Origin of the sequence: Sphingomonas hankookensis, assembly GCF_022664465.1 — a bacterium.
GTDB classification, from domain to species: domain Bacteria; phylum Pseudomonadota; class Alphaproteobacteria; order Sphingomonadales; family Sphingomonadaceae; genus Sphingomonas; species Sphingomonas hankookensis.
Window position 1 is genome coordinate 288976 of sequence record NZ_JAKREV010000005.1, and the last position, 13848, is coordinate 302823.

At 67.7% G+C, this 13848-nt stretch carries 12 protein-coding genes and 1 tRNA gene; 6 read left to right on the plus strand and 7 right to left on the minus strand.

The features are described from left to right. Positions 1–143: 143 nt before the first annotated feature. Complete coding sequence (locus MF610_RS14725) at positions 144–605, minus strand: VOC family protein (RefSeq protein WP_242199050.1); 462 nt, start codon at positions 603–605, stop codon at positions 144–146. Between the two features lie 237 nt (positions 606–842). Continuing rightward, positions 843–1010 (minus strand): DUF1674 domain-containing protein, encoded by a 168-nt coding sequence (locus tag MF610_RS14730; protein ID WP_242199053.1) that lies wholly within the window; start codon positions 1008–1010, stop codon positions 843–845. Between the two features lie 91 nt (positions 1011–1101). Between MF610_RS14730 and MF610_RS14735 the strand changes: the two genes are divergently transcribed. From MF610_RS14735 to MF610_RS14745, 3 genes are all read left to right on the plus strand, one after another. Further along, positions 1102–2361, plus strand: coding sequence for an RsmB/NOP family class I SAM-dependent RNA methyltransferase (locus tag MF610_RS14735; protein ID WP_242199226.1), 1260 nt, complete (start codon positions 1102–1104; stop codon positions 2359–2361). A 280-nt stretch (positions 2362–2641) separates the two neighbouring features. Then, positions 2642–3301 carry a ribulose-phosphate 3-epimerase gene (gene rpe / locus MF610_RS14740; protein ID WP_242199071.1) on the plus strand — a complete coding sequence of 220 codons (660 nt, stop codon included), beginning with the start codon at positions 2642–2644 and terminating at the stop codon, positions 3299–3301. Beyond that, positions 3298–5034, plus strand: a complete 1737-nt coding sequence (locus MF610_RS14745; protein ID WP_242199104.1) for a heparinase II/III family protein — start codon at positions 3298–3300, stop codon at positions 5032–5034. Before rpe ends, MF610_RS14745 begins: the two co-directional genes overlap by 4 nt. Positions 5035–5140: 106 nt before the next feature. Here MF610_RS14745 and MF610_RS14750 read toward each other — a convergent pair whose 3' ends face one another. Continuing rightward, entirely contained in the window at positions 5141–5920 is a 780-nt protein-coding gene (locus MF610_RS14750; RefSeq protein ID WP_242199107.1) for an SDR family oxidoreductase, read from the minus strand. A 184-nt stretch (positions 5921–6104) separates the two neighbouring features. Between MF610_RS14750 and purH the strand changes: the two genes are divergently transcribed. The 3 genes from purH (at position 6105) to MF610_RS14765 (ending at position 9537) form a co-directional block, all read left to right on the plus strand. Further along, the gene (gene purH / locus MF610_RS14755; protein ID WP_242199110.1) at positions 6105–7694 is read left to right on the plus strand and encodes a bifunctional phosphoribosylaminoimidazolecarboxamide formyltransferase/IMP cyclohydrolase; all 1590 of its coding nucleotides are present in this window, start codon (positions 6105–6107) and stop codon (positions 7692–7694) included. Between the two features lie 135 nt (positions 7695–7829). After that, positions 7830–8477, plus strand: coding sequence for an HAD-IA family hydrolase (locus tag MF610_RS14760; RefSeq protein WP_242199129.1), 648 nt, complete (start codon positions 7830–7832; stop codon positions 8475–8477). Further along, positions 8455–9537 carry a glycoside hydrolase family 43 protein gene (locus MF610_RS14765; protein ID WP_242199133.1) on the plus strand — a complete coding sequence of 361 codons (1083 nt, stop codon included), beginning with the start codon at positions 8455–8457 and terminating at the stop codon, positions 9535–9537. Before MF610_RS14760 ends, MF610_RS14765 begins: the two co-directional genes overlap by 23 nt. A gap of 120 nt (positions 9538–9657) precedes the next feature. Here MF610_RS14765 and MF610_RS14770 read toward each other — a convergent pair whose 3' ends face one another. The 4 genes from MF610_RS14770 to MF610_RS14785 form a co-directional block, all read right to left on the minus strand. Continuing rightward, positions 9658–10188: a phytanoyl-CoA dioxygenase family protein gene (locus MF610_RS14770; RefSeq protein WP_339328533.1), complete on the minus strand. Its 531-nt coding sequence runs from the start codon at positions 10186–10188 to the stop codon at positions 9658–9660. Positions 10189–10330: 142 nt separating this feature from the next. Next, positions 10331–11407, minus strand: a complete 1077-nt coding sequence (locus MF610_RS14775; RefSeq protein WP_242199149.1) for a serine hydrolase — start codon at positions 11405–11407, stop codon at positions 10331–10333. 131 nt (positions 11408–11538) lie between these two features. Next, positions 11539–13128, minus strand: coding sequence for an L-aspartate oxidase (nadB, locus tag MF610_RS14780; protein WP_242199152.1), 1590 nt, complete (start codon positions 13126–13128; stop codon positions 11539–11541). Between the two features lie 593 nt (positions 13129–13721). Next, positions 13722–13798, minus strand: a tRNA-Met gene (locus MF610_RS14785). Positions 13799–13848 lie beyond the last annotated feature (50 nt).

Sequence of the window (13848 nt, forward strand, 5' to 3'; positions counted from 1 at the left end):
ACAAGTCGGAAAGGCGCCGTTCGTTCCATGGGCGCAATGGAATTACTGACAGGGGTGTAGGTTGTGGGGCGACGTGCGGCAGATGGGAGCGGACGGACGTACAGCTTTCCCGATGGTGAAGTGGGAAGACTTCTGCGGGCCCATCAATGGGCCGGCGGCTGCATAAGCTCTATCGTAATATGATCGGGGCCTGAAACGTAGGCCACCAACGTTCCCTTTCTTGGCCCACCTGCGATCGGCAGCGGACTACCCTTCGCCTTCCATCCTGCGGCCTCGATACGGGCAATAGCGGCATGAATATCGTTCACGGTCAGAGCCAGATGGGCCGCACCGATCGCCCCCGCGCTGTCGGGCACCGCCCCGTTTTCCCGCCCTTTCGAATATTGCAACAGTTCGACCACGTAGCCGTCCGGTGCCCTGACGATCGCCGTTCTGACATTGGGATCATCGACACCGGTCACCTGATGCAGGAAATCGCCCCCCATCTCCGACTGCCGCTCAAGCTTGAAGCCGAGTGCTCCTGTCCAAAACCGAACGGCTTCGTCCAATGACGATACCGCGAAGCCGGTGTGGTCCACCGCGATGACGTTTGCGGCGTCGTTCATTGCTGCACTCTCCTGGGCCGTATTCGAGGCGTCAGAGCCTACGCCCCGGCTGCAACCGACGTCAGCCGCATAATGAAGATGACCTTCATGGTGGCGCTCTACCGCTGAGGTTTCTCCACGATTGGGAACCCCAGCGGGAAATCGGCCAAACCTAGAACGGTAACGGGTCCCTGTGGAGCCTCATTTTCCGAAACTCCACGTCCGACAGGGAAAGCGAGAACGGACGGATACGCCCCGTCAAAAATCGACGGCGATCCCCTTCGACGTCCAGTCGCCATAGCGCGTGGGGCTCAGGCCCAGCGGGTCGTCGGCGTCCGCTTTCGCCGGCAACGGCTCGGGGGTCGGCACCGGCGGCGACTTGGAGAGATGCGCTGGTGGCTTCACATGCGGGGGACGCTTGCCCATAGGGGTTCCTTTCCGGTTCACGCCAATCCACTTGGCGGACCAGCGACAGGATTCAAGTGAGCCACCCCCCTTTGTCTATCGGAGCCCGATGATGGCGCGTCCCCGCCTTGCCCCCGAAGCGCCCGGCGTGCCCGCGCGGCGCGCGGCGTTGAAACTGCTCGATGCCGTGTTGCGTCGTGGGTTGCCGCTGGAGGCGGCGCTGGCGAGTGCGACCGGCGAGCTCGACCGGCGCGAGGATCGTGGGTTGGCGCATGCCATCGCCGCGGCGGTGCTGCGGCGGCTGCCCGATCTCGACGCGCTGATCGACAGCGCGACGCAGCGCCCGCTGCCCGACGATGCGAAGGCGCGGTTCGTGCTGCGCATCGCGCTGGCGCAGGCGCTGGTGCTGAACACGCCGCCGCATGCCGCGATCGCCACCGCGCTGCCGCTGGTCGATGGCGGCCCGCGCAAGCTGGTGCACGGCGTGTTCGGGACGCTGTCGCGCGCCAACGCGCGGCTGCCCGAGGCGGCGACGCTGCCCGCCGACACCGATGCGCGCTGGGTCACGGCATGGGGCGAGGACATGGTGATCGCGGCGGCACAGGCGATCGCGCAGCAGCCGCCGGTCGACCTGTCGCTGAAGGGTGAGGACGGACCCGACGGCGAGGCGCTTGCACCGCGCCATCGGCGGCTGGTCGAACATGGGGCGATCGCCGAGCTGCCGGGCTATGCGACAGGCGACTGGTGGGTGCAGGATCTGGCGGCGTCGATCCCGGCGCGGTTGCTGGGTGCGGGGCGGGGCAGCGCAATCGATCTGTGCGCGGCGCCGGGTGGCAAGACGCTGCAGCTGGCCGCTGCCGGGTGGGACGTGACCGCGCTCGACAATTCCGACGCGCGGTTGATGCGGCTGACCGAGAATCTGGAACGGACCGGACTGTCGGCCAAGGTCGTGACCGGCGATGCGCTGGTGTGGAAGCCTGCCGAACCCGCCGATGCGGTGCTGCTCGACGCGCCGTGCAGCGCCACCGGCATCTTCCGCCGCCATCCCGACGTGCTGCACCGCGTGCGGCCGAGCGTGATCGCCGAGACGGCGGCGTTGCAGGCACGGCTGCTGTCGCGCGCGGCGGACTGGGTGAAGCCGGGCGGGCGGTTGGTCTATGCTACCTGCTCGCTGGAGCCGGCCGAGGGGGAGGCGCAGCTGGAGCGGTTCCTGGCGGCGCGGCCGGATTATGCGGTGGAGCCGGCAACGGCGGACGAACTGCCGGTGGGCGTTGCGGCGCATGATCGCGGGTATGTGCGGACGTTGCCGGGGATGCTGGCGGACAAGGGTGGGCTGGACGGGTTCTTCATCGTTCGGTTGCGGCGTAGCTGAAGCAGCGTTGGTTCACGCCGAGGCGCGGAGAAGTAGAAGGGGTTGATCGCGCGAAGGCGCTGAGAACGCGAAGGGGTTGCGAGCCTTGCGGCGGCAGCGGCTTTCATCCGCCGATCGCCCTACCGTCACCCCGGACTTGATCCGGGCGCAACCCCTTCGCGTCCTTTGCGCCTGCGCGCGAACCAATTTCCTTCTTCTTCACGTCCCCACCCGAACCAATTCTTTCGTCTTCCTTTACCCTCCGCTTGCCGAGTCGGCAGACCGTGCTAGGACAAATCCCATGCAAGCCGTCCGTATCGCGCCCTCTATCCTGTCCGCCGATTTCGCCAAGCTGGGCGAGGAAGTCCGCGCCATCGACGCGGGCGGAGCGGACTGGATTCATATCGACGTCATGGACGGGCATTTCGTCCCCAATCTGACGATCGGCCCGGCAGTGGTGAAGGCGCTGCGCCCGCATTCGGCCAAGCCGTTCGACGTCCACCTGATGGTGTCGCCGGTAGACCCGCTGGTCGAGGCGTTCGCCGAGGCCGGAGCGGACATCCTGTCGGTCCATCCGGAATCGGGCCCGCACCTCCACCGCACGCTCCAGCGGATCAAGGCGCTGGGCAAGCGCGCAGGCGTCGTGCTCAATCCGGGCACGCCGGTCGAGGTGGTCGATCAGGTCATCGATTTGACCGACCTGCTGCTGGTGATGAGCGTCAACCCCGGGTTCGGCGGGCAGAAGTTCATCGACAGCCAGTTGCGCAAGATCGAGGCGCTACGCGCGAAAATCGACGCGACGGGTCGCCAGATCGACTTGCAGGTCGATGGCGGCATCGACCGCGTGACCGCACCGAAGGCGATTGCCGCCGGCGCCGACTGCCTCGTCGCCGGGACCGCGACCTTTACCGGCGGTCCGGCCGCCTATGCCGCGAATATCGTCGCACTGCGCGGCGCATGATCCCGCCCCAGCCGATCGACGAACCGCGCGACGGAATCGACGTCGGCAAACGGCTGGTGCGACAGGGCGGCGGCACCGGGCTGTCACTGTCCGAACGCATCGCCGAAAAGCTGCAGCGGCTGGCATGGCGCACGCCGCTGCACGGGTTGCGGCTGAAGGGGCGACATCCGCTCAAGCTGATCGCGGTCGCCGACGATCCGTTCTTCGGGGACGTTGCGCGGGGGCAGGCGATGCTGCGCGGCGAGCTGATGTTCCGTGGCGAGGCGGTGCCGATCGAGCGGCTGGGGCTCGACCGCCCCAAATTTTCCGCCGCGTTCGCCGAACACCTCCACAGCTTCGCATGGCTGCGCGACCTGTCGAGCGTCGCGCCACGGGTGACGGCAGTGCCGATCGCCGAGACGCTGATGCTGCAATGGCTGGCGGCGCATGGCGATCGGGTGTCGGAGCCGGCATGGGCGGCGCACCTGACCGGGCGGCGGATGCTGTTCTGGATCGCGCATGCGCCGTTGATCCTGTCGTCGACCGATCTGGTCTATCGCTCGCGCGTGCTGAACACCATCGCGCGCGCCGCCCGGCATCTGGATGGCGAAGCGGGCAAGGCCCCGGCCGGCATCCGCGCGATCACCGCCTGGGCCGGGGTGGTCGCGGCGGGGCTGGTCGTACCCGGTGGCGATCCGCGGCGCGGCTTCGGCGAACATGGGCTGGCGCGCGCACTGGCGATGGGCATGTTCGAGGATGGCGGCATCGTCGGCCGATCGCCCGCCGAACAGCTCGACGCGGTGATGACGCTGACCGCGTTGCGCGAAATCTACGCCGCGCGGCGGCTGGACGTGCCCGAGGCGCAGGGGCTGGCGCTGACGCGGATGGTCGCGGCGCTGCTGGGCGTGTGCCATGGTGAGGGCGGCCTGGCGTGCTGGCAGGGGTCGGGGCCGGTGTCGGGCGAGCGGATCGCCGATGTCGTCGCGGCGACCGGCGTGCGGACCCGCCCGCTGCGGCATGCGGGCGACTGGGGCTATCAGCGGCTGGCGGCGGGGCGCACCGTGCTGATCGTCGATTCCGCGCCGCCGCCGATCGCGCGGGCGGCGCGCGAGGGGTGCGCATCGACGCTGGCGTTCGAGCTGTCGGATGGCGGACAGCGGATCGTGGTGAATTGCGGCGGTGCCGGAGCGTCGTCGCTGACGCTGTCGCCCGAACTGCGCCGCGCGCTGCGCACGACGGCGGCGCATTCGACGTTGGTACTGGCCGATGCCAATTCGACCGCGATCCATGCCGACGGATCGCTGGGCAAGGGCGTCAGCGTGGTCGACATGCACCGGCAGGAAAGCGACGCGATCAGCCGGATCGAGGTCGCACATGACGGCTATGCCAGGCGGCTGGGGTTCCAGCATCGCCGTGTCCTGACGCTCAGCGCCGATGGCCGCGACGTGCAGGGCGAGGACATGCTGATCCCGACCGGCCGGCGCGGGCGCAAGGGCGATACGAGCTTCGTCGCACGCTTCCATCTGGCGCCGGGGATCGAGATCGCGCCGACCCCCGACGGGCAGGCGGCGTTCCTGCGCATCCCCGACGGCCCGGTGTGGCAGTTCCGCTGCAAGGGCGCGACGCTGGGTGTCGAGGAAAGCCTGTGGATCGACGAGGGCGGCATGCCGGTGGCGACGTTCCAGCTGGTGCTGTCGGGAACGACCCCGGCGGGCGGGCATGACTTTTCGTGGCGGTTTCACCGGGCGCGGTAGGAATCCACTGAACCTCACCCCAGCGCAGGCTGGGGTCTCGTGCGGCTAGGCGCGCGTGTCCTTACCGGGAGATTCCAGCCTGCGCTGGGATAACGTTGGGGGTGCCTCATCCCGGCGATGCCGCCGAACCGGCGAGCAGCCCGCCGTCGATATTGACCTCTGTCCCGGTCATATACGCCGCTTCGTCCGACGCCAGCATCGCCGCGACCGCCGCGACTTCCTCCGGCATGCCGAAGCGCTTGAGCGGGGTGTCGGCGACCAGCGCCGTCATTCGCGCCTCGCGGTCCGGGCCATCGCCCAGCATCGGTTCCCAGATCGGCGTCAGGATCGCCGCCGGGTGGATCGAATTGCAGCGGATGCGCCAGCCATTCTGCGCACAATAGAGCGCCACCGTCTTGCTGTGGTTGCGGATCGCCGCCTTGGACGACGCATAGGCCGCCGCGCCGGGGATGCCGACCAGCCCGGAGCGCGACGAGATGTTGATAATCGATCCGCTCCCCGCCGCCTTCATCGCGCCGATCGCATAGCGACAGCCGAGGAACGTCCCGTCGAGATTGACGGCATGGACCGCGCGCCAGTCGGCCAGCGAGGCATGTTCGGGATCGTGCGGCACCATGCCGGTTTCGAACCCAGTCACGCCGGCATTGTTGACCACGACATCGGCGACCGGCACCTCTGCCGCCAGCCGCGCCCAGTCGCCCTCTTCGCGGACGTCGAGGGGCAGGAAGCGACAGCCGATCGCATCCGCTGCCGCCTGGCCGGCGGCGGTGTCGATATCGGTCAGGACAACGATGCCGCCCTCTTCATGAAAGCGCGTGGCGATGGCGTGGCCGATGCCACGCGCCGCGCCGGTGACGACGCAGGTCTTGCCCAACAGGCGTTGCATAGGAAAACTCCGGAAAATAAGGGTCGTTCGGCGGATGGTACCGCCGTGGGTGCCGCGCTCAGCGGAACTGCTGGACCATCTTCCCTACTCCGGATTGGACGGGCGTAATCGTACCCCGCCCACCCGAAGGTCGCAACCCGCGCCCCCTTGCCCCGCCGCGCCATTCGCGCGAAAGGGCGCGCCCATGGAACCTGTCATCGCAAAGCGCGCGCTCCTCTCGGTCTCCGACAAGAGCGGCATCGTCGACCTCGCCACCGCGCTCAGCCGCCATGGTGTCGAGCTGGTGTCCACCGGCGGGACCGCCGCGGCGCTCCGCGAGGCGGGGCTCGCCGTTCGCGATATTTCCGACCTGACCGGCTTCCCCGAGATGATGGACGGCCGGGTCAAGACGCTACACCCGATCGTGCATGGCGGGTTGCTGGCGGTGCGCGACAATCCCGAACATGTCGCATCGATGCAGGAACATGGCATCGGCGCGATCGATATCGTCGTGGTGAACCTCTATCCGTTCGAAGCGACCGTGGCCAAGGGCGCGGACCGCGACACGATCATCGAGAATATCGATATCGGCGGCCCGTCGATGGTGCGATCGGCTGCCAAGAACCATGATGCGGTCGCGATCGTCACCGACCCCGCCGACTATGCCGCGCTGATCGCCGAGTTGGCCGATACCGGCGGCGCCACGACGCTCGCCACCCGCCGCCGCTTCGCTGCCAAGGCCTATGCCGCGACCGCCGCCTATGACTCGGCGATCGCGCAGTGGTTCGCCTTTGCCGATCAGGGGCAGATGTTCCCCGATACGCTTCCGCTCGCCTTCACCCGTGGTGCGGAACTGCGCTATGGCGAGAACCCGCACCAGTCGGCGTCGCTCTATATCCCGCGCGGGCCGGCGGCGCGTGGCATCGCGCAGGCCGAGCAGGTGCAGGGCAAGGCGCTGAGCTACAATAATTACAACGATGCCGATGCCGCGCTCGAACTGGTCAGCGAGTTTCGCGATGGGCCGCCGACCGTGGTCATCGTCAAGCACGCCAATCCGTGCGGCGTCGCGACCGGCGACACGCTGATCGAGGCGTATCAGGCGGCCCTGGCGTGCGACAGCGTGTCGGCGTTCGGCGGGATCATCGCCGTCAACCGCCCGCTCGACGGTGCCACCGCGCGCGCGATCAGCGGCATCTTCACCGAAGTCGTCGCCGCGCCGTCGGCGGATGACGAGGCGAAGGCGGTGTTCGCCGCCAAGAAGAACCTGCGCCTGCTGCTGACCGGCGACCTGCCCGATCCGGCGCGTGGCGGCTTGAGCGTCAAGACCATCGCCGGCGGGTTGCTGGTCCAGTCGCGCGATGCCGGCAATCTCGATCAGGTCGAGCTGAAGGTCGTGACGCAGCGCCAGCCGACCGAACAGGAACTGGCCGATTGCCGCTTCGCGTGGACCGTCGCCAAGCACGTGAAGTCGAACGCGATCGTCTATGCCAAGGGCGGCAGCACGGCCGGGATCGGCGCGGGGCAGATGAACCGGCTAGAATCGGCCCGCATCGCCGCATGGAAGGCGAAGGATGCAGCGGACAAGGCCGGCTGGGCCGAGGCGCGGACGATCGGGTCGGCGGTCGCGTCGGACGCGTTCTTCCCGTTCGCCGACGGGCTGCTGGCGGCGGTCGAGGCGGGCGCGACGGCGGTGATCCAGCCCGGCGGCTCGATCCGCGACGACGAGGTCATCGCGGCGGCCGACGAGGCCGGGCTGGCGATGGTATTCACGGGCATGCGCCACTTCCGGCATTGATCGGGGGTTAAGCCCCTCTTCCCAACCACGGCGTACCCCCGCGCAGGCGGGGGTCCAGGGTCACGAACGCAAGGCGTCGTTCTGCTTGGCTCTGTACCCCCGCCTGCGCGGGGGTACGTCGGTGGGAAGGGTAGCATGGTTCGTTTGCCACACCCGCTCTCGCTCGGTACGACCGCACCCATGCCGTCGTTCCGCAATACCCGCTACGCCGCCTTCCTGTTCGACATGGACGGGACGCTGCTCGATTCCAGCCAAGCGGTCGAGCGCGTCTGGCGGCGGTGGTGTGCGCTGCATGATATCGACGCCGAGGCGCTGATCGCGGTGTGTCACGGCGTGCGGGGCGAGGATACGGTACGGCGCTTCGCGAAGCCCGGCATGGACATCGCCGCCGAGGCCGCGTGGCTGAACGCCGCCGAGCTGGAGGATGTGGATGGTGTCGTCGCGATCGACGGCATTCACGCGCTGATCGCCGGCCTTGCGCCGAGCGACTGGGCGATCGTCACCTCCGCGCCGCGCAACCTCGCCGAAATCCGGCTGCGCGCGATCGACCTGCCGATCCCCCATGTGTTCGTCACCGCTGAGGACGTGACCGAGGGCAAGCCCGATCCGCAGGGCTTCCGCCTCGCCGCCGAACGGCTGGGCGTCGCGGTCGAGGATTGCCTGGTATTCGAGGATTCGCCCGCCGGGGTCGCAGCGGGCAAGGCGGCGGGGGCGGCGGTCGCGATCGTCGGTCCGCGCGTCGCGGCTGAGGAGGGGACCTATGCGATCACCGACTATCGCTGACCTGACCGTCGGGCGGCGGACGCTGCTGGCGGGGCTGGGCGTATCGCTGGCGCTACCACGCGCGGCGCTGGCAGCCAATCCGGCGTTTCCCGGCTGGTATGCCGATCCCGAAATCCATATTTTCGGCGACCGTTACTGGGTCTATCCGACCTATTCCGCCGATCAGGGCACGCCCGCACCGCAGAGCCGGTTGACGCCATGGCAGGTGAACGAGCGCAAGGCGCCGCATATCTGGCACCCGTTCCTGCGCCAGACGTTCCTCGACGCCTTTTCCTCACCCGACCTCGTCCACTGGACCCGGCATCCGCGCGTTCTGGACGTCGAACGCGTCGGCTGGGCGGCCTATTCGATGTGGGCGCCCTCGGCGATCGAGCATCGCGGGCGCTATTATCTGTTCTTCGGCGCGAACGACATCAAGAACGATGCGCAGAAGGGTGGCATCGGCGTCGCGGTGGCGGACAGGCCGGAAGGGCCGTTCCACGACGCGATCGGCAAGCCGCTGATCGACAAGATCGTGAACGGCGCGCAGCCGATCGACCAGATGGCGTTTCGCGACGACGATGGGCAGGTCTATCTCTATTATGGCGGGTGGAAGCACTGCAACGTGGTGCGGCTGTCGGACACGCTGACCGACATCGTGCCCTTCGCCGACGGCACCCGGTTCAAGTCGATCACCCCCTCCCCCGACTATGTCGAGGGGCCGTATATGGTGAAGCGCAAGGGCGTATATTACCTGATGTGGTCGGAGGGCGGCTGGACCGGTCCCGACTACCGCGTCGCCTATGCCACCGGTCCGAGCGCGCTCGGACCGTTCACCCCGCGCGGGGTGGTGCTGCAACAGGATGCCCGCATCGCCCGCGGGGCGGGGCATCATTCGCTGGTGCAGATTCCGGGCACCGACGAGTGGTACATCGTCTATCACCGCCGCCCGCTGAACGAAACCGACGGCAACCACCGCGAGGTCGCGATCGACCGTATGGTGTTCCGCGCCGATGGCAGCATCGCGCCGGTGGTGATCACGAACGAGGGCGTACAGCCACGGCCGTTGCCGAAGCGGTAGGTTGGCGAGGTCGATCGCCCTCACCCTTCGCTGCCTTCGGCGTCTTTTCCTCCTCCCGATGGGAGAGGGAGGGAGGCGCGCAGCGCCGGAAGGGTGCGGGTGAACTGATCGAGATCGGCGCTACACGCTTAGCCATTCGAGCCCGCCGGGTAACGACCGCGCCGTGAAGTCGACCTGCAGAGCCCGCCGCCGCCGCGGACGAACCGCAGCATCAGAAGCGTGCAGGATCGGCGTGGCGTAGAGCCACACATCGCCCGCTTCGGCCAGACAGGCCGATACGCCGTGATGCCGGACGGTCGCGGCGATCGCTTCCACCGGAACGCGTCCGGTACGGTGCGATCCTGGCGCAATCAGCAGCGGCGCATTCTCCGCATCGACCGGGTCGAGATGAATCCGTAGCGTGACCATGCCGCCGAACAGGTCGATTGGCGGCTCGACATGCTTCAACCCGGATTTGATCGTCCATGGCCCAAACCCGGCAACATCGATGCGTTCGCGGACGCAAACGGTTCGATCCTGATGCCAGCCCAGCGCCCAGTTGGTCGCTGCGCTCTTGTCGAACAGCACCGCCCGCACCGGTCGCGCCGCAGCACCCAGCGCCGCGCTGGCGATCGTTCCGATCGTCCCGTCGGGCTGCAGCAGTGAGCGCACCGCTGCATTGCCGGCAATGCGGATACCCGCCCGATCGATCGGCAGGGCGGCGACCGTGGCGACGATCGCCGGCAGGTCCGCCGCTACCGCGCCCGCGAACCGCTCCGCCCCATCGACGGTATAGCGCAGCGTCGGGATCGCCTCAGCCGTGCACCGCGACGATCGACGACACGACCGTCTGGATCAATTGCTGGCGTTCGGGCACGGGCCGCGCGGTGTCGCCGATCATCACCGCCACCGCATAGGCCTTGCCGTCGGGTGCGGTCAGGATGCCGACATCGTTGAAACCCGCGGTGCGGCCGCCCAGATCCTGTCCGGTCCCGGTCTTGTGCGCGACGCTCCACCCGGTCGGCAGCGCAGCGCGGATGCGCGCGCGGCCGGTGCGGGTGTGGCTCATCGTGTCGAGCAGCCACCGGGTCGATTGCGGCGTCAGCAGCATGCCGTGGTGGAGGCGCGCCAGCGCATCGGCGATCGCCCCGGCCCCCGCGCCATCGGGCGGATCGGCGACATAGGCCTGATAGGCGGCACGGCGGACATTGGGGTCGAGCCGCGAGCGCGCCTGGGCAAAGGCATTGCCCTGCGAATATTCCTGTTTCCACGGCAGCCCCGCGGTCCGCGCCTGCAACAGCCGTTCGCCGGGACCGAAGCGGATATTGCCCAGCCCCCGGCTGGCGATGAAATCGCGCACCGCGACCGGCCCGCCGGCCAGGTTCAGCAGCTTGTCGTTGGCGGTATTGTCGCTCATGGTCAGCGCGCGGCGCAGCAGATCGCCGACCGTCGTGTTGAATGCGCCGTCCTTCATCAGATAGGCGATCGGCTGGTGAAACAGCGTCAGGTCGCTGCGCGTGATCGTGACCGGGGTGGTCAGCGCATAGCGCCCCTCGTCGATCGCATTCATCATCGTCAGCGCGACCCACAGCTTGCTGACCGACTGCTGCGGCATGCGCTGATCCATCGCGTGGCCGACGACCCAGCCCTCGTCGATGCTGCGCACCGCGATGCTGACCTTGCCCTGGAACCCGCCGCCCAGCGCGTTGATCGCGGCGACCAGCGCGGGCGGCGCCGGCTGGGTCTGTGCCGGCAGCGGTACGGGTACCGCATAGCGCGGCGCCGCGGCCTGCGCGGTCGGCGGCAGCGTCCGAGTAGCCAATCCGGCACCGCCGAACGCAACCACCGCCACCACCAGTGCCGCGTTGCGCGACCCGATTCGATTCAACATTTGTGCGACCATCTCACCCCGGAACGTGAGGCAACCATGCTTGTCCGCGTGTTAACATAACAGGCCGCGCACCAATGGTTGCGACGAAATCCCCTTTCGGGACGACGAAACGCGGCAACCATCCGGGCAGATCACGGAACGAGAATGGTGTCGACCGCCTCCGCGTCGGTTTCGGGGTAGTCGAGGGTATAGTGCAGCCCGCGGCTCTCCTTGCGCCGCAGCGCCGACCGGACGATCAGGTCGGCCGATTGCAGCAGGTTGCGCAGCTCGATCAGGTCGGCGGTCACGCGGAAATGGCCGTAATAATCGGCGACCTCCTCGGTCAGCATCGCGATGCGGTGGCGGGCGCGTTCGAGCCGCTTGGTCGATCGGACGATGCCGACATAATTCCACATGAAGCGGCGGATTTCGGTCCAGTTCTGCTTGATGACCACTTCCTCGTCGGAATCGGTCACGCGGCTTTCGTCCCACGGCCGGATCGCGGGTGGCGGCGGCAGGTCGGTCCAGCGCGCGGCGATATCGCGTGCCGCAGCCTCGCCGAACACGAAGCATTCGAGCAGCGAGTTGGACGCGAGCCGATTCGCGCCGTGCAGCCCCGATTGCGATACCTCGCCCACGGCATAGAGGCCGGGCAGGTCGGTGCGCCCGTCGCGGTCGATCACCACCCCGCCACAGGTGTAATGCTGCGCCGGTACCACCGGGATCGGCTGGCGCGTCATGTCGATGCCCAGACCCAGCAGCTTTTCGTAGATGTTGGGGAAATGACCGCGGACGAAAGCCGGGTCCATATGGCTGATGTCGAGATGGACGTAATCGAGCCCGAAGCGCTTGATTTCGGCATCGATCGCCCGCGCGACGATATCGCGCGGCGCCAGTTCGGCGCGGCGGTCGTAATAGGGCATGAAGTTCTTGCCCGTCGTGGGGTTGATCAGCTTGCCCCCCTCGCCGCGCACCGCTTCGGTAATCAGGAAGTTCTTGACCTCCAGATTATAGAGGCAGGTCGGGTGGAACTGCATGAACTCCATGTTCGACACGCGGCAGCCTGCGCGCCACGCCATCGCGATGCCGTCGCCGGTCGCCCCCCGCGGTGCGGTGCTGAACAGATAAGTGCGCCCCGCCCCGCCGGTCGCCAGTATCGTCGCGCGCGCCGTGAACAACTCGACGCGGTCGGTCGCGCGGTTAAAGGCATAGACGCCCCAGACATTGCCTGCACCCGAATAGCGTTGCTCGTGGCGGCTGGTCGCCAGGTCGACTGCGACCATAGCGGGCCGCAACGTGATGTTGGGATGCGCGCGTGCGGCACGGATCAACGCTTCCTGCACCGCCCATCCGGTCGCATCGTCGACATGGACGATACGGCGATGTGAATGGCCGCCCTCGCGGGTCAGGTGCAGCGCTTCGCCTTCCATGTTGAACGGCACCCCCAGCGCCGCGAGCCGCTCGATCGCGGCCGGCGCACCCTCGACGACGAACTCGACCGTGGCGCGATCGTTCAGCCCGGCGCCGGCGACCATCGTGTCCTCGACATGGTTCTCGAACGTGTCGCCGGGTTCGAGGACGGCGGCGATCCCGCCCTGCGCCCATGCGGTCGATCCCTCGTTCAATGCGCCCTTGGCCAGCACGGTAACACGAAACTGCTCGGCGAGATGCAGCGCGGCGGTCAAACCCGCGGCACCCGACCCGATGATGAGGATGTCGGTCTGAGATGGGTCGTGGGACAAGGAATGCTCCGATCGGTCTGGAGCGCGACTATGCGGGTTCGTAGCGACGTGGCAAGCGGTGGCAGGATGCTTGCCGGTTCGCGGGGCCGGGTATGGCTTGCGCACACGGGCAGAAGATCGGGCACTGTGCGCCTTCAGCCGCAGTTTGATGCGAACACCTTGGAGATGCTTCGAAAGGAAGCCGCTTATCGGGCTCGACGTGCTTGGCTGCCCCGGATGCTCGCGATCGGGAACGTTTGATCAGGGGGTCGCGCCGATGAAGCCGGTACGGTATGCGAGGTTGGCACAGGCTTCCACGGCAGTGTTCGATGCCTGGTGCGGCAGACTTGATGCGATCGGTTCCCCTGCGCGTGCGGGGATATGCCGGACGGATGCGCAGTCGCGCGGTCGGAGGATGCCCTCCCCTGTATAGACGAGGATCGACCGATGTCACCGATCAGCTTTGCGATGTCCTACGGGCTTCCCCGTGTCTGCAGGGATTATGTAAGCGTCGAGCCGCGCGCTCTCCCCCATCTGCTGGCCTGTACGGCGTGGGGCATCTGTTACAAACGACAGCGCCGCCCCGAAGGGCGGCGTATCGAGTTCTACAGAGTTGGTTGCGGGGACAGGATTTGAACCTGTGACCTTCAGGTTATGAGCCTGACGAGCTACCGGGCTGCTCCACCCCGCGCCACCTGGGACGTCCTAATTGGACGTAGGGGTTGAGCATTGTGAATGGGT

Excerpts from the sequence above, each read along its gene's own strand:
- MF610_RS14725 (WP_242199050.1), bottom strand. The coding sequence starts at position 605 with ATGAACGACGCCGCAAACGTCATCGCGGTGGACCACACCGGCTTCGCG.
- purH (WP_242199110.1), top strand. The coding sequence starts at position 6,105 with ATGGAACCTGTCATCGCAAAGCGCGCGCTCCTCTCGGTCTCCGACAAG.
- MF610_RS14745 (WP_242199104.1), top strand. The coding sequence starts at position 3,298 with ATGATCCCGCCCCAGCCGATCGACGAACCGCGCGACGGAATCGACGTC.
- MF610_RS14765 (WP_242199133.1), top strand. The coding sequence starts at position 8,455 with ATGCGATCACCGACTATCGCTGACCTGACCGTCGGGCGGCGGACGCTG.
- MF610_RS14775 (WP_242199149.1), bottom strand. The coding sequence starts at position 11,407 with ATGTTGAATCGAATCGGGTCGCGCAACGCGGCACTGGTGGTGGCGGTG.
- MF610_RS14735 (WP_242199226.1), top strand. The coding sequence starts at position 1,102 with ATGGCGCGTCCCCGCCTTGCCCCCGAAGCGCCCGGCGTGCCCGCGCGG.
- rpe (WP_242199071.1), top strand. The coding sequence starts at position 2,642 with ATGCAAGCCGTCCGTATCGCGCCCTCTATCCTGTCCGCCGATTTCGCC.
- MF610_RS14760 (WP_242199129.1), top strand. The coding sequence starts at position 7,830 with ATGGTTCGTTTGCCACACCCGCTCTCGCTCGGTACGACCGCACCCATG.
- MF610_RS14730 (WP_242199053.1), bottom strand. The coding sequence starts at position 1,010 with ATGGGCAAGCGTCCCCCGCATGTGAAGCCACCAGCGCATCTCTCCAAG.
- MF610_RS14750 (WP_242199107.1), bottom strand. The coding sequence starts at position 5,920 with ATGCAACGCCTGTTGGGCAAGACCTGCGTCGTCACCGGCGCGGCGCGT.